This window comes from Lysobacter brunescens (genome assembly GCF_042677005.1).
In the GTDB taxonomy this organism is placed as follows: Bacteria; Pseudomonadota; Gammaproteobacteria; order Xanthomonadales; family Xanthomonadaceae; genus Lysobacter_I; species Lysobacter_I brunescens.
Genome location: NZ_JBHTIF010000001.1, coordinates 1,192,468 through 1,207,422 on the forward strand (window position 1 = coordinate 1,192,468; position 14,955 = coordinate 1,207,422).

At 70.6% G+C, this 14,955-nt stretch carries 15 protein-coding genes; 11 read left to right on the plus strand and 4 right to left on the minus strand.

Annotated elements, in window-relative coordinates; translation table 11 throughout:
* Positions 1-60 precede the first annotated feature (60 nt).
* A complete protein-coding gene (xth, locus tag ACFQ0E_RS05070; protein WP_386822594.1) occupies positions 61-831 on the minus strand; it encodes an exodeoxyribonuclease III in 771 nt (256 codons plus the stop codon).
* Positions 832-990: 159 nt separating this feature from the next.
* Between xth and ACFQ0E_RS05075 the strand changes: the two genes are divergently transcribed.
* On the plus strand, positions 991-1,521 hold the full coding sequence (locus ACFQ0E_RS05075) for a cytochrome b (protein ID WP_386822595.1): 531 nt from the start codon (positions 991-993) through the stop codon (positions 1,519-1,521).
* Between the two features lie 30 nt (positions 1,522-1,551).
* On the opposite strand, the gene ACFQ0E_RS05080 is transcribed toward ACFQ0E_RS05075, so the two are convergent.
* Together ACFQ0E_RS05080 and ACFQ0E_RS05085 are read right to left on the minus strand one after the other, a co-directional pair.
* Positions 1,552-2,583 (minus strand): cyanophycinase, encoded by a 1,032-nt coding sequence (locus ACFQ0E_RS05080; RefSeq protein ID WP_386822596.1) that lies wholly within the window; start codon positions 2,581-2,583, stop codon positions 1,552-1,554.
* A 52-nt stretch (positions 2,584-2,635) separates the two neighbouring features.
* Positions 2,636-4,093, minus strand: coding sequence for a coniferyl aldehyde dehydrogenase (locus ACFQ0E_RS05085; protein WP_386822597.1), 1,458 nt, complete (start codon positions 4,091-4,093; stop codon positions 2,636-2,638).
* 133 nt (positions 4,094-4,226) lie between these two features.
* On the opposite strand from ACFQ0E_RS05085, the gene ACFQ0E_RS05090 reads away from it, so the two are divergent.
* From ACFQ0E_RS05090 to ACFQ0E_RS05105, 4 genes are read left to right on the plus strand one after another with little or no spacing between them, the layout of a single operon-like run.
* A complete protein-coding gene (locus ACFQ0E_RS05090; protein ID WP_386822598.1) occupies positions 4,227-4,805 on the plus strand; it encodes a gamma carbonic anhydrase family protein in 579 nt (192 codons plus the stop codon).
* 16 nt (positions 4,806-4,821) lie between these two features.
* Positions 4,822-5,796, plus strand: coding sequence for a DUF2157 domain-containing protein (locus tag ACFQ0E_RS05095; RefSeq protein ID WP_386822599.1), 975 nt, complete (start codon positions 4,822-4,824; stop codon positions 5,794-5,796).
* Positions 5,793-6,863 (plus strand): DUF4401 domain-containing protein, encoded by a 1,071-nt coding sequence (locus ACFQ0E_RS05100; protein WP_386822600.1) that lies wholly within the window; start codon positions 5,793-5,795, stop codon positions 6,861-6,863. The genes ACFQ0E_RS05095 and ACFQ0E_RS05100 overlap by 4 nt, the downstream gene beginning before the upstream one ends.
* Positions 6,860-7,414 carry a GDYXXLXY domain-containing protein gene (locus ACFQ0E_RS05105; protein ID WP_386822601.1) on the plus strand — a complete coding sequence of 185 codons (555 nt, stop codon included), beginning with the start codon at positions 6,860-6,862 and terminating at the stop codon, positions 7,412-7,414. Before ACFQ0E_RS05100 ends, ACFQ0E_RS05105 begins: the two co-directional genes overlap by 4 nt.
* A gap of 82 nt (positions 7,415-7,496) precedes the next feature.
* On the opposite strand, the gene ACFQ0E_RS05110 is transcribed toward ACFQ0E_RS05105, so the two are convergent.
* Positions 7,497-7,751, minus strand: a complete 255-nt coding sequence (locus ACFQ0E_RS05110; protein WP_386822602.1) for a YkgJ family cysteine cluster protein — start codon at positions 7,749-7,751, stop codon at positions 7,497-7,499.
* Positions 7,752-7,952: 201 nt separating this feature from the next.
* Here ACFQ0E_RS05110 and ACFQ0E_RS05115 point away from each other — a divergent pair, with 201 nt between their 5' ends.
* From ACFQ0E_RS05115 to ACFQ0E_RS05140, 6 genes are all read left to right on the plus strand, one after another.
* A complete protein-coding gene (locus ACFQ0E_RS05115; RefSeq protein ID WP_386822603.1) occupies positions 7,953-8,654 on the plus strand; it encodes an RDD family protein in 702 nt (233 codons plus the stop codon).
* 77 nt (positions 8,655-8,731) lie between these two features.
* Complete coding sequence (locus ACFQ0E_RS05120; RefSeq protein WP_386824041.1) at positions 8,732-9,757, plus strand: stage II sporulation protein M; 1,026 nt, start codon at positions 8,732-8,734, stop codon at positions 9,755-9,757.
* Positions 9,754-11,358, plus strand: coding sequence for a DUF4129 domain-containing protein (locus tag ACFQ0E_RS05125; RefSeq protein ID WP_386822604.1), 1,605 nt, complete (start codon positions 9,754-9,756; stop codon positions 11,356-11,358). Before ACFQ0E_RS05120 ends, ACFQ0E_RS05125 begins: the two co-directional genes overlap by 4 nt.
* Positions 11,355-12,518, plus strand: a complete 1,164-nt coding sequence (locus ACFQ0E_RS05130) for a DUF4350 domain-containing protein (protein ID WP_386822605.1) — start codon at positions 11,355-11,357, stop codon at positions 12,516-12,518. The genes ACFQ0E_RS05125 and ACFQ0E_RS05130 overlap by 4 nt, the downstream gene beginning before the upstream one ends.
* Positions 12,515-13,519 carry an AAA family ATPase gene (locus ACFQ0E_RS05135; protein WP_386822606.1) on the plus strand — a complete coding sequence of 335 codons (1,005 nt, stop codon included), beginning with the start codon at positions 12,515-12,517 and terminating at the stop codon, positions 13,517-13,519. The genes ACFQ0E_RS05130 and ACFQ0E_RS05135 overlap by 4 nt, the downstream gene beginning before the upstream one ends.
* Positions 13,516-14,901, plus strand: a complete 1,386-nt coding sequence (locus tag ACFQ0E_RS05140; RefSeq protein ID WP_386822607.1) for a DUF58 domain-containing protein — start codon at positions 13,516-13,518, stop codon at positions 14,899-14,901. The genes ACFQ0E_RS05135 and ACFQ0E_RS05140 overlap by 4 nt, the downstream gene beginning before the upstream one ends.
* Positions 14,902-14,955: the final 54 nt, after the last annotated feature.

A 14,955-nucleotide genomic window follows, 5' to 3' on the forward strand; every position in this document is an offset into this window, starting at 1 on the left:
AAGCGGGCCGTCAGGGGCGTGAAAAGCCGGTGCGCCGAGGCGCACCCGATACGGCTTGACTCAGGCGATCTGCACCCACGCCGGCGCATGGTCGCTGGGACGATCCCAGGTGCGCGGTTCGCGATCGATGTCGGCGGCGACGGTCTTGTCGCGCAACGCATCGGACACCAGGTTGAGGTCGATGCGCAGGCCGAGGTTGCGGCGGAAACCGGCCTGGCGGTAATCCCACCAGCTGAAGAAACCACCTTCGCTGTGATGCAGGCGATAGGCGTCGTGCAGACCTAGGTTCAACAGCCGCTGCAGGGCGGCGCGTTCGGCGGTGGAGGTGAGGATGCTCTCGTCGTTCCACACGGCCGGGTCGTGCACGTCGCGGTCGTCGGGCGCGATGTTGAAGTCGCCCATCACCACCAGCTGTGGATGCCGCGACAGTTCGTCGGCGATCCAGCCATGCACGGCGTCGAGCCAGCGCAGCTTGTAGTCGTATTTCTCGGTGCCGACGTCCTGGCCGTTGACCACGTAGAGGTTGACGATGCGGATGCCGTTGACGGTGGCGGCGATGGCGCGACGCTGCGCGTCGTCGAAACCCGGGATGCCGATGACGACGTCGTCGAGCGCATGGCCGCGCGCGAGCAGGGCCACGCCGTTGTAGGTCTTCTGTCCGGCGAACACGCTGCGATAGCCGAGGCCCGCGAGCACCGCATCGGGGAAGCGGTTGTCCTCCAGCTTGGTCTCCTGCAGGCCGACCACGTCGGGCTGCGCGGCCTGCAGCCACTGTTCGAGGTGCGGCAGGCGCACGTTGAGCGAATTGACGTTCCAGGAAGCGATTTTCATTGCGCGAGTGTAGCGGGAATCAGCTACGCACGCAGTCGGGAATCGTTCCGCGGACCCTGCCATCGGTCATGCCGATTTCGCGATGCGGATTGATCGCGATCAATTCCTCTATGTGCATGCGCAGCGACATTCGTGTCTCCCCCATGCCTGGAGCCGAAGATGTCCGCCGTCCGTTCGTCGAAATTCGCATGGCCCGTGCGCGCGATCCACTGGATCAGCGCGGGCCTCGTCCTGCTGGCCTATCTCACCAGCGAGCTGACCGAGGAGATCGCGGAAGGCGAGCGTGCCGGGCCGGACTGGCACGTCTTCGCCGGGTTGGCCCTGCTCGCCCTGTTCCTGCCGCGCCTGCTGTCGCGCGCCTTCACGCGCACACCGCCGGTGACGCCGCCGTCGCCTGCATGGAGCGTGATGCTATCGAAGCTGGTCGCGCTGGCGCTGCTGCTGTTCGTCGTGGCGCAGCCGGTGCTCGGCGTGCTCTCGGTGTGGGCCGAGGGCCACGCGCTGGCGATCCCGTTCACGTCGATCGAGGTGCCACCGATGCTGGCCCTCGGCGAGGACGCGGGCGAGGCGCTGGAGGAGGCGCACGAAACCCTGGGCAACGCCTTCTACGCCGTGATCGCCCTGCATGCGCTGGGCGCGCTGTGGCACCACCTGTTCCGTCGCGACGACGCGCTGCGGCGCATGCTCTGAGCACGCGTCGCAGGCGATGCCGGTGCCGATTCAGTACGGGTCGGCGGGCGTGAACGGCACGGCGTTGCGGCCGTCGACGGACAGCGTCGTGCTCTCGCCGTTGTGGGTGCGCGCGACGAAGTCGAACCACTGCCCGGCGCGCAGGCGCACGCGCTGCAGGTTGCGGTAGACCAGCGGCTGGCCGGGCTGGACCTGCTCGCGCACGGTGTCGCTGCGTTCGGAGATCACGTAGGTCGCGCCGCCGAGGTTGCTGTCGACGGTGCCGCGGCCGTTGCGGTCGATGAACAGCGAGGTCTGTTCGTCGATCGCGATGGCGGTGATCGACGGCGCGAGGCCGTCCTGGCGCAGCCGCGCCATGAAGGCGAGTGTGCGCCCCATGCGGTCGCGTTCGCGGAAGTGGCTGTCGGTGATCACGCCGTCGAGGATCGGGAAACGCAGGAAGCCGGTGCTCAGCATCACGTACGGATGGTACGGATTGGCCAGCGCTTCCGCGCTGGTCACGCCCGCGACGCCGTCCGGGTCGTAGACGTGCTGGCCCAGTACGGCGAGGCCGGCCGAGGTGCCGCCGATCACCGCGCCGCGCGCGTGCGCGAAGTGCAGCGCGTCCTGCACGCGCGTGCCCTGCCAGGCGTTGACGTAGGTCGACTGGTCGCCGCCGGCGAGGAAAACCAGTTCGGCCTGGCGGATCGCGCGGTCCACGTAGTCGCTGTTGGCCTTGTCGCGCGTGTCGACGAGCAGGGTTTCGACAGAATCGGGCTTCAGCGGGCCGCTGACGAGGGTGTAGAGGTAGTCGTTGTAGCCATCCTTGCCCGAGGTGCGCAGGATCACGATGTCACCGCCGTTGGCGATCGGGAACGCGCGCTGCGCGAACGCGGCGTCGACCTCGGTGCTGCCGCCCATCAGCAGCAGCGCGGGACCGCCGACCGGCTGGCGTGCCGAATCCGCAGCGTTGCCGGTGAGCCAGCTGCGCAGCTTGGCGGGTTTCGAGGGCGCCGCCTGCGCGCAGAGCGCGGCCAGCGCGGTGGCGACGACGGCTGTGAGGGCGAGCGTGCGACGGGGCATCGGCAAATCCTTGTGTCCGTTGTGGAAGTCGAGGGTGGGTCTGCGCGGCGTGTCAGCGCGTCAGCTTGCGCACCAGCGCGTCGATCCGCCCGGTGTAGGGCGGCTTGAGCATGTCGGTGGCGCTCCAGCGGGCCTGCCACAGCACCGGCATCGCCTTGGTGAAGGTGTCGAAGCCGGCTTCGCCGTGGTATTGGCCCATGCCGCTGGGGCCGATGCCGCCGAACGGCAGGTCGCTGGCCGCGAAATGCAGCAGGGTGTCGTTGACGGTGACGCCGCCGGCGACCAGCCGGCCGAGGATGCGCTCGACGGTGTAACTGTCGTGGCTGAAGGGATACAGCGCCAGCGGCCGGTCGTGGCGCTCGACATGCGCGATCGCATCGTCGAGCGCGGCGTAGCCGCGGATCGGCAGGATCGGCCCGAAGATCTCCTCCTGCATCACGGTCGCGTCGTCACCGGGGTCCAGCACCAGGGTCGGTGGCAGCAGGTGCTCGGCCTCGGCGCGCGCCTCGTCGACCTCGGCCAGCGCGATGACCTGCAGGCCGCGCGCGCGGGCGTCGTCGAGATGGGCGCGCAGGCGGCGGTACTGGCCTTCGTTGATGACCCGGGTGAAATGCGGCGCATCGCGCATGTCCGCGCCGTAGCGCGCATGGACCTGTTCGCGCAGCGCGGCGACCAGCGCGTCGCGGCGCCCGGCATCGATCAGCACGTAATCCGGGGCGATGCAGGTCTGGCCGCCGTTGAACCACTTGCCGCTGGCCAAGCGCGCAGCGGCCTGTTCGATCGGGAAATCCGCAGCCACGATCGCCGGCGACTTGCCGCCGAGTTCGAGCGTCAGCGGCGTCAGGTTCGGCGCGGCGGCGGCCATCACCTTGCGGCCCACGGCGGTGGAGCCGGTGAACAGCAGGTGGTCGAAGGGCAGGCCCGCGAAGGCCGCGCCGATGTCCGCGCCGCCCACGGCGACCGCGACGCGGTCGGCGGGGAAGACCTCGGCCAGCAGCGACTGCAGGAAGGCGCTGGTGCGCGGCGTATGTTCGGACGGCTTGAGGTAGACGTGGTTGCCGGCGGCGATCGCGGTCGCCAGCGGCACGAGGGCGAGGTTGACCGGGTAGTTCCACGGCGACATCACGCCGACCACGCCCAGGGCCTCGCGGCGGATCTGCGCGCGCGCCGGCCACAGCCGCCAGCCCACGCGGCCGCGTCGCGGCTTCATCCAGCGCCGCAGGTGGTGGCGCAGGTGGTCGATCTCGGTGAGCACGGTCATGCCGTCGGCGAGGAGGGTCTCATGCTCGGAGCGGTGGCCGAAGTCGGCGCGCACCGCGGCCTCCATCTCGGTCATGCGCCTGCGGAACACGGTCTTCAGCCGCTCCAGGTCGGCCATGCGCTGGGCGTGGTCCGGCTTGCTGGCACGCCAGGCGGCGCGCAGGCGGTCGAGGGTGGGCTGCAGTTCGGCGGGCCTGATGTCGGCGGGCGTGAGGTCGGTGGGCGTGGCGGCGGTGGTCTGGGCGTCCATACGCCGAAGTGTAGTGGCATTCCGTGGCGCGGCAGGCGACCGGGCGTCGCGTTTTCCGCGACTTGCCTCGGGGGCGAGCCTCGGGAGGTCCGGCGCCGTGCGTCCCGCGCCGGTCGCATGGTTCAATGCCCGCATGAACGATGCCCACAGCCCCCATCCCCCCACCCGCCCCTACCTCGGCCAGTGGCCCCGGCTCGGCAGCGGCGTCTACATCGACCCGGCCGCCACGGTCATCGGCGACGTCGAGATCGGCGACGACAGCTCGGTCTGGCCCGCCACCGTCATCCGCGGCGACGTGAACTTCATCCGCATCGGCGCGCGCACCAACCTCCAGGACGGCACCATCGTCCACGTCAGCCACGACGGCCCGCACGCCAAGCTCGGCGGTTTCGCCACGCGCATCGGCAGCGACGTCACCATCGGCCACAAGGCGATCATCCACGCCTGCACCATCGAGGACGCGGTGCTCATCGGCATGGGCGCGATCGTCCTCGACGGCGCGGTGGTGAAGAAGCATGCCTTCGTCGGCGCCGGCGCGCTGGTGCCGCCGGGCAAGGTGGTCGGCGAGGGCGAGATGTGGCTGGGCAGCCCGGCCAAGTGCGCGCGCAAGCTCAGCGAGGCCGAGATCGAGGCGCTGTACTACTCGGCCGGGCATTACGTGCGACTCAAGGGCCAGTACCTCGACGCGATATCCGCCAACCCGCCGGCCTGACCGGCACGGAGACGCCATGCACGACGCGGCAGGATGGCGGGACGAAGCGGCGACGCGGTCGCTGCTGCGCGGCTGGCGACGTGCCGCTGCGATCGACGCCGCGACCTCGGCACGCGCGCACGCGGCGCTCGGTGGCGATCCGTCTGCGGCGCAGTGGCGTGGTTTCCTCGACCTATTGGGGCTGTGGCTCGGCGTTGCCCTGCTCGCGGCCGGCGCGATCTGCTTCATCGCCGCCAACTGGGACGAGATGGGCAAGTTCCTGCGCCTCTACGGCCTGCAGGCGCTGCTGGTGGCGGCGGTGATCGGCGCCGCAAGGCTGGGGCTGTCGCGACTCGCCGGGCAGGCGGTGCTGTGGCTGGCGATGGTGCTGCTGGGCGGCCTGCTCGCGCTGATCGGCCAGACCTACCAGACCGGCGCCGACACCTGGGAGCTGTTCGCGCTGTGGGCCGCGCTGTCGCTGCCCTGGGTGCTCGCTGGTCGGCATGCGGCGCTGTGGCTGACCTGGGCGCTGCTGCTCAACGTGGCGCTGACGCTGTGGCTGGATGTCGCCGGCCACCTGTCCCAGGATGTCGCCCTCGGCCTGCTCAACGCACTGCTTCTCCTGGCCTGGGAACTCGCCGGCACGCGCTGGCCCGAATTCTCCGGTCACATCGGCCGCCGCCTGCTGGCATTCGCGATGATCGCATCGCTGTCGTTCGCGGCGATGGACGACATCTTCGGTCGCGATCGTGGGCTGCATGTCGGCTTGCTGTGCTGGCTGGCGATGACCCTGGTCGCGGGCCTGTGTTTCCTGCACCCGCGCCGCGACCTGCCGGTGCTGGCGATGCTGATGCTGGGCGTGATCGCGGTGGTGACCAGCGCACTGGCGGAATTCGTGTTCAGCGGCAAGGAGACTGCCTTCGAGATGCTCGCGCTGGCCATGGCGGTGCTTGTCCAGGCCACCGCCGCCGCGTTCGTGCTGCGCCGCCTGGCGCGCGAGGAGGCCGCATGAGCCTCGACGCACGCACGCAGGCGCTTTGGCAGCGATTGACGCAGGCCGGTGCGGTCTCCGGCGACGCGCCGGACATCGCCGACGACACGCCGTGGTATCTCGCCGCGCTGATCGGCGTGTCGGCCTGGATCGCGGCGCTGTTCTTCTTCGGCTTCTTCCTCACCTTGTTCGACGATCTGTATCGCGCTCCGGCGCTGGCCTTCCCGATGGGCGCCGCTTGTTGCACAGTCGCGTGGATGCTGCTGCGCGTGGCGCGCGGCCGCGACTTCATCGAGCAGTTCGCGATCGCCACCAGCTTGGTGGGGCAACTGCTGATCGGGATGGCCTTCGTCGAGTGGGGCGAGCGCCCGGGCAGCGACGATCACTGGCGACTGGTCTGGCTGGGCATCGGCGCGGTAGCTGCGGTGATGTACGCGCTCGGCCGGCTGCCCATGCATCGCTTCCTCTGCGGCGTCATCGTCGCGGTGGCCCTGCTCGCCCTCTGTCTCGTCGACGACGCCGCGTCGAAGTACTTCGCGATCCCGCTGCTGGCCTGGGCGATGTTCGCCGCATGGTGGCGCAGTACCGGCCATGATCGTCTGGCGGTGGCCCTGCCGCCGCTGGCCTGGGCGCTGGCGCTCGTGCTGCTGTTCTCGACCTGGTTCGTCGCGCGCGCGACCGGCATCTTTTCCGGTCGGGTCGAGACGTCGAACGACCTGTTGCTGGTCGCGGATGTTCTGATCGTCCCGCTGCTGCCGCTGTGCGCACACTGGCTGGTGTCGCGACAGCCTGCGCTCGATGCGCGAGGCCGCCTGATCGCGCTGGGTTTCGCAGCCGGTTTCGCACTGCTGGTGTGGCGCGCGCCGGGCGTGTCGATCGGCGTGACCATCGCGCTGATCGGTTTCGCGCTGTACCGGCCCGCGCTGCTGGCGATGGGATTGCTCGGCACGGCGGCCTATCTGTTCGATTACTACTACCACCTGCAGCTGACCCTGCTGGAGAAATCCGGCTGGCTCGCGGCTGCGGGCGTCGCCGTGCTGGGGGTGCGCTGGGCGCACGCGCGCTTCGCGCGGAAGGAGGCGGCATGACGCACTGGCGCAACCTCCTGCTCTGGGGCGGCCTGCTGCTGGCGCTGGTCGTGGCCAACCTCGGCATCCGCGGCCACGAGCGCACGCTGTCGGAAGGCCGCGTGGTGCTGCTGGAACTGGCGCCGGTCGACCCGCGTTCGCTGATGCAGGGCGACTACATGGTGCTGCGTTTCGCGGTGGACGAGGCGATTCGAGATGCGCAGCATCCCGAGCGCCGTAGCGGCAGTAATGCGACAGCGCTCTGGAACATGGATGATTCCTGCGGCTCGAAGGGTTGCAGCGATGGTTACGTCGTCGTCGTGCCGGATCGCGACGGCGTCGGCCGCTTCGTCCGCATCCAGGACGCGCCGCAGCGGCTCGCCGAGGGCGAGATCGCGCTGCAATTCCGGGTGCGCAAGTGGTTCCAGATCGTCATCGCCGGCAACAGCTGGTTCTTTCCCGAAGGCCAGGCGAAGCGTTACGAGCCCGCTCGCTACGCCGAGCTGCGCGTCGCCTCCGACGGCACCGCGCTGATCGCCGGGCTGCGCGACGAGAAGCGCAGGCCGCTCTGACGTGCATCACCCGTCAAAACGGGGTCAGGTTCACTTTTTGCGAAAGTGAACCTGACCCCGTTTTGACTTATGCGCGCATCGCTCACGGCCGCGTCGCGATCTCCAGCATCGACAGCAGGTCGATGGCTTCGTCGCGCGAGGCGCCGCACATGTCCGCGGCCGGGCGCAGCGAGGCGCAGAACGCGGGGCGTTCGGGCTGGCCGAACAGCCGGCAGCACAGGGCATCGTCCAATTGCACGCAGGGCATGCCCGCCGGTTTGCCGTGCGGCATGCCGGGGATGGGCGAGGCGATCGAGGGCGCGATGCAGCAGGCGCCGCAGCCGGGTCGGCAGTCCATCGGGGCGGGTCGTCCGCGGGCGGGTGGCCAGTGTGCCGGATCGCGGCGATCCGGGGGCGTAATTTGCGCAGCGTCACGGTAGAGTAGGCCCCGCATGCGAACAGAGACGACGGGATCCGGAGCGGTGGGAACGAGGGACGCGGGCACGATGGGGCCGCACGCGTGGTGCGTGGCGTGGCCCATGGCGCGGAGCCGCGCCGCATGAGCGAACACGCCATGCGCAGCCTCGACACGGTGCGCGAGGTCTACACCCCCGAAGGCGTCGCACTGCGGCTGCCCGCTGCCGGTCCCGTGCCGCGCGCCCTGGCTTGGCTGATCGACAGCGCCGTCCGCTTCTCCCTGCTGTTCGTGGTCAGCATCGTCGCCGCCATGCTCGACCGCGTTGGCGCCGGCGTCTACCTGATCGCCTACTTCGTGATTTTCTGGGCCTACCCGATCCTGTTCGAGGTGCTCTGGGACGGCCAGACCCCGGGCAAGCGGGTGATGTCGCTGCGCGTGATCTCCGACGACGGCGCGCCGGTGGGCTGGCTGGCGTCGATCGTGCGCAACCTGCTGCGTACCGTGGATTTCCTGCCCTTCGGCTACGCCACCGGCCTGGTGGCGGGCTTCTTCGACCCCTGGGGCCGCCGCCTGGGCGACATGGTCGCCAGGACGATGGTCATCCACGCCCCTGCCACTGCGCCCGCACCGCGCGTGCAGGTCGACGGCGCCCATGCGCCGGCGCAGCCGCTGCGTCCGCAGGAGCAGGCGGCGGTGATCGCCTTCGCCGACCGCGCTTCGCAGCTGACCCAGGCGCGCCGCGAGGAACTGGCCGACATCGCCGCGCCCGTGGTGGGCAGCGGCGGTGCGCTCGGCGCGCTGCGGCTGCAGGGCGTCGCCAACTGGTTGCTGGGACGGCAATGACCTCGACTGCATCGGGCACTCCCTCATCCTCCGCCATGCCGGCCTCGGCCGGGGCCGCGACGATGCGCGCGGCGGTGATGCGCCAGGAGGCCTTCGTCGCGCGTCACCGGGAGGAATGGGACGCCTTCGAGACCTGGCTGACCCGGCGCGGCAGCCCGCGCGAGGCGCGCAAGCACCCGGTCGTCAGCGGCGAGCTGCGCGACGAGGACGTGCCCGCGCGCTATCGCCGCCTGTGCCAGCAGCTGGCGCTGGCGCGCAGTCGCGGCTACAGCCCGCGCGTGGTCGAGCGTCTGCAGGTGCTGACCCAGCGCGGCCACGCCGTGCTCTACCGCGCGCCGCCGGCCGCGTGGCATCGCGCGCTCTGGTTCCTGCTCGCCGATTTCCCGCGCCTGGTGCGCGCGCAGCGCGGTTGCCTGCTCGCTGCGTGCCTGCTGTTCGTCGTGCCGCTGGTGGCCTCGTTCGTCGCCGTGCAGCAGATGCCGGAGCTGATCTACAGCATCATGGCGCCGGAGCAGGTGTCGGAATTCGAGCAGATGTACGACCCGGCCGCGACGCAGCACCGCATCGGTCGCGACAGCGGTTCGGATTTCATGATGTTCGGCCACTACATCATGAACAACATCAGCATCGGCCTGCGCACGTTCGCCAGCGGCCTGCTCGCGGGCATCGGCACGGTGGTCGTGCTGCTGATCAACGGTGTGATGATCGGTGGCACCGCCGGCCACCTGCAGGCGATCGGCCACGGCGACCCGTTCTGGCGCTTCGTCGCGGGGCACTCGGCGCCCGAGCTCACTGCCATCGTGATCGCCGGCGCCGCCGGCCTGCAGCTGGGACTCGCGCTGGTCGCGCCGGGCCGCCGCCGTCGCGTCGATGCGCTGATCGAGGCCGGGCGCGTCGGTGCGCGCCTGTGCCTGGGCGTGTTCGTCATGCTGCTGTTCGCGGCCTTCGTCGAAGCCTTCTGGTCGTCGATCGGCTGGATCCCCGCGCTGGTGAAGTACGGCGTCGGCGCGCTCCTGTGGACGCTCACCCTGGCCTGGCTGACCTTCGGCGGGCGCGGCATCGTCGATGCCCCGGATGCGTCCGGCGGAGGCGGCCGGCGATGAGGATCGAATCGCTCGCGGTCGAACTGCGTCCGCGCTCGGGCTGGGAAGCGATGGAACTCGGCGCCGCGCTGGTGCGCCGCCACGCCGCCGCGATCTGGGTGCCGTGGCTCATCGTCACCGGCCTGGTCTTCGCGCTGCTCAACCTCGCCGCCTGGGCGATCGACCAGCTCTGGCTGGCGCTGCTGGCGATGTGGTGGCTGCGCCCGGTGTTCGATCGCATCCCGCTCTACGTGCTGTCGCGCGCGGTGTTCGGCAGCGTGCCGACCGTCGCCGACACCCTGCGCGCGCAGCTGCACTGGGGCTGGCGACCGATGCTGGGCCACCTGACCTGGCGCCGCTTCAGCCCGCTGCGCACGGCGATGCTGCCGGTCGACCTGCTGGAAGGCGCGGCCCCGGCGCTGATGCGCGAACGCCGCCGCGTCATCGGCGCCGGCAACGGCGGGCACGCGGCGATGCTGACGCTGATGTGCCTGCACTTCATCCTCGCGCTGCAGATATCCGCCGTGCTGATCCCGCTGATGTTCGTGCCGAACGAACTGCTGTCCGAGACCGCGCGCGACGCCTGGGCGACGATCACCGAAACCCCGCCGGCCTGGGCGCTGATCGCGCTCAACGGCGTCGACTGGCTGGCGGTGGCGCTGATCGAACCGTTCTACATCGGTGCCGGCTTCGGCCTGTACCTCAATCGCCGCACGCAGCTGGAAGCCTGGGACCTGGAGATCGCGTTCCGGCGCATGCGTCGTCGCCTCGCCGCCGCGGCCGGCACCAGCCTGGTGGCGCTGGCCTGCCTGTTGCCGCTGGCGATGTCGCCCATGCCGGCCACGGCGCAGGACGCGCAGGCGCCGGCGTCCGCCGCAAGCGGCGGGACGCCTCCCGACAAGACCGCCGAAACGACCGACGACGTGCCCGCCGACGACGAAGCCGAAGCGGACGATCGCAGCCTGGACGACATCTTCGGCGACCAGCGCGTGCCGCACGATGCCTTCGGGCGCTCGGTGAAGCAGGCCTACAAGGATCCCGACCTGCGCCCGACGCGCACGGTCAGCCTCTGGAAGCCGAAAAAGAAGAAGGAAGAGAACAAGGCGCCCTTCGACATGCCGTCGCTGGCCTGGCTCGGGGCCATCTTCGGCTTCATTGCCGAATACGGCCTGTGGCTGCTGCTGGCGGTGCTGGTGGGCCTCCTGATCGCGACGGCGAAGCGCTGGCTGCCCTGGCTGCAGCTGGCGACGCGCCCGCCGCAGGCGCAGCCCGATCCTGTGGAGGTGCGCAGCGTCGACGAGCACGAACCGCTGCCGCCGGACATCGCCACCGTCGCGCGCCGTCTGTGGGCCCAGGGTCAGCCGCGCCGCGCGCTGGCCCTGCTGTATCGCGCCAGCGTCGAGGCCATGGCCGCGCGTATCGACGCGCACCTGCCGCCGGGCGCGACCGAGGCCGAATGCCTGCGCGCCTCGCGACGCATGCCCGAGGTCGAGGACCGCGAGGCCTTCCAGCGCGTGGTCCGCGTCTGGCAGTACGCCGCGTATGGCCACAGCCTGCCGGAGGCCAGTGACTTCGAGACCCTGCTCGATCTGTTGGCGCGCCGCTTCCGGTGGACGTCATGAGCGCGCCCGCGAACCAGGGTCGCCGGGTCGGCCTGATCTCGCTGGTGACCGTGCTCGGCGTGCTGCTCGGCGCGCTGGCGGTGTGGTGGTTCCTGGACACTCACGAGCGCGTGAGCGAGGAGGTCAAGCTGCCGGCGAAGGGCGAGGCGTCCTACAACCCGCTGTACGCGCTGAAGCTGTCGCTGCGCGACGCCGGCCGCCGCGTGGAATCGCGCCAGCGCCTGCGCCTGTCGGAACACCCGCTCAAGCCGGCCGACACCGTGCTGATGATGGGCGATCTGCGCGCGCTGCCCGTCGCCGATGCCGAGGCCCTGCTCGACTGGGTCGCGGAGGGCGGCCACCTGATCGTGACCACGCCCGCGCCGGGCGTGGCGATCGGCGATGCCGACGTGCCGCTGCTCACCGACCTGGGCATCGCGCCCTACGACGACGTGCCCGAGTGCATGGGCCTGAAAGTCGACGCGCTGGCGCGCCACAACGAGTTCTGCAACGGGCGCCGCTTCTACTTCTACGACGAGGAGGCGCAGGTGCAGGCCGCGTGGTCGGAAGAGAACGAGGACGGCCTGGACTACGGCTACGCCCGCGTGGGCTGGGGCGAGGGCACGGTCGATGTGATCGCCGAGCTCGATTTCCTGCGCAACGAGAAGCTGGAAGACGTGCAGCACCTCGCGCTCACCCGCCAGCTGCTGCAGCCGAACTGGGATGCGCGCGGCACCTTCCACCTGATCTACAGCGCGGACATGCCGCCGCTGTGGAAGCTGCTGCTCGACCACGGCTGGCGCGCGCTCCTGCCGCTGTTCCTCGCCCTGCTGGTCTGGCTGTGGATGCGCGCCGAGCGCCTCGGTCCGCAGCTGCCGGCGCCGCCGATGGATCGCCGCTCCCTGCTCGAACACGTGCAGGCCAGCGGCGAGCATCTGTATCGCTACGGTCGTCGCGCCACGCTCTACGCCGCGGTGCACGAGGCCTTCATGCGCCGCCTGCGTCAGCGCGACCCCTATGCGGCCGCGCTCGACGGCCCGGCGCAGATCGAAGCCATCGCGCGACGCACCGGCCTGTCGAAGGACGAGGTCGAAGCTGCGTTGCGCTATCCGCGCAGCGGCGACCGCAAGGATTTCGTGCAACGCATCGCCAGACTTCTCCAATTGAGACGCCAACTATGACGAACGACGCCACCGCCATTCCGTCCTCCGCGCCCGAGCCGATCGTCGGCGAAGCCCTGGTCGCGCGCGCCGCTGCGGTGCGCGACGAGGTCGCCAAGGCGTTCATCGGCCAGGACGAGGTGCTCGACCAGATCCTGATCGTCCTGCTTGCCGGCGGCCACGTGCTGATCGAGGGCGTGCCCGGCCTCGGCAAGACCCTGCTGGTGCGCGCGCTGGGCCAGGCCCTGGGTTGCGGCTACGGCCGCGTGCAGTTCACCCCCGACCTGATGCCCAGCGACGTCAGCGGCCACGCGGTCTACGACCCGAAGACCGAGCGCTTCACGATCCGACGCGGCCCGATCTTCACCAACCTGCTGCTCGCCGACGAAATCAACCGCGCACCGGCCAAGACCCAGTCCGCGCTGCTCGAAGCGATGCAGGAGCAACAGGTCACCATCGAAGGCGGCAGCCATCCGCTGCCCGCGCCGTTCATGACCCTGGCCACGCAGAACCCGGTGGAGCAGGAAGGCACGTATCCGCTGCCCGAGGCGCAGCTCGACCGCTTCCTGCTGAAGGTGCTGATCGGCTATCCCTCGCATGCCGACGAAGTGAGCATGGTCACCGCGGTCAGTACCGGCCGCGCCGCCGCGCACTTCGACCTGTCGCAGGTACGCCCGGTGCTCAGCGCCGACGAGATCGTGGCCATGCAGCTGGGCACCGCGCTGGTCACCGTCGATGCCGCAGTCATCGACTACGCCGTGCGCATCGTCGCCGCTACCCGCAAGTGGCCGGGCATCGCGCTCGGCGCCGGCCCGCGCGGCAGCCTCGCGCTGGTCCGCGCGGCGCGCGCGCAGGCGGTGCTGTCGGGTCGCGATTTCGTCACGCCCGACGACATCCGCACCATCGCCAAGCCCGCGCTGCGCCACCGCATCGCACTCTCGCCGGAAATGCAGATCGAAGGCCAGAGCACCGACCAGGTGCTCGACGCCCTGCTCGCCAAGGTCGAAGCGCCGCGTCAATGAGCGCCGTGCCGGCCATCGCGAAAGCCGCGCCTGCCGTGCCCGCGCGCCCGGCAGGCGCGCATGGCGCGCGCCGCGCCTGGCCGCGTCCCGGGCCGCTGCTGGTCTGGGCGCTGGTTGCCTGGGGCGGACTCGGGCTCGCGGCGAGCATCGGCGTGGTGTCGGCGAACGCCTGGCTGATCGCCATCGTCGCGCTGGCCGGACTCGCCCTGATCGACCTCGCCCTGCTGCTGCGCGTGTCCACGCCGGAAATCGCGCGCACGCTGCCGGAAGCGTGGCCGATCGGCGTCGAGCGCGATGTCGAGCTGCGCATCGAGCACTATGGCCGCCGCCAGCGCGTGACCGTGCACGACCTGCATCCCGGCGGCTGGGCGATGCGCGGACTGCCACGCACGCTCACCCTCGCGGCGGACAGCGTGTCGACCCTGCGCTATCACCTGCAGCCGGGCGCGCGCGGCAACTTCCGCTTCGACGGCGTGCAGCTGCGCCTGCATTCGCCGCTGCGGCTGTGGCGGCAGTCGCGCATCGCCGGTGTCGCGCAGCAGGTGCGGGTGTTCCCGAACTTCGCGCCGCTGGCCGGGTTCGCGCTGTTCAGCGCGGAACAGGCCTCGCGCCTGGTCGGTGCACACATCAAGCGCCGTCGCGGCGAAGGCACCGATTTCCACCAGATGCGCGAATACCGCGTCGGCGACAGCCTGCGCCAGATCGACTGGAAAGCGACGGCGCGCGCGCGCAAGCTCATCTCGCGCGAATACCAGGACGAGAAGAATCAGCAGCTGCTGATGGTCGTCGATACGGGCCGGCGCATGCTCGCGCACGAAGGCGGGCTGTCCCACTTCGATCGTGCGCTCGACGCGACGCTGGTCGTGTCGTACATCGCGCTCAAGCGCGGCGATGCGGTCGGCCTGTTCACCGCCGGCGGCGAACAGCGCTGGGTGTCGCCGCAGCGCGGCATGGGCGCGATCGACACCCTGCTGCGCGCCAGCTACGACCTGCAACCCGCGCCGGTCGCCACCGACTACCTCGCCGCCGCGACCGAGATGGCCCTGCGCCAGCGCCGCCGCGCGCTGGTCATGCTGGTCACCAACCTGCGCGACGAAGACATCGAGGACGTGCTAGGCGCGGTGCGCCTGCTCCAGCGCCGGCATCTTGTGGTCGTCGCCAGCCTGCGCGAGCGCGATCTCGACGAGGCGCTCGACGTGCCGGTCGACGACCTGCGCAGCGCCGTCGGCGCTGCCTCCGCTGCGCGCTACATCGCGCAACGCGCCGCCGCGCACGACGTGCTGCGCAACCACCGCGTCACCGTGCTCGACGTGACCTGCGAACAGTTGCCGGCCGCCCTGGTCGAGCAGTACCTGTCGATCAAGCGCAGCGGCTTGCTGTAGGGCGGGCCCTGGGCCCGCCGTCGTGGCCGTTCCGCCGGCGGTCACGTCGACGGT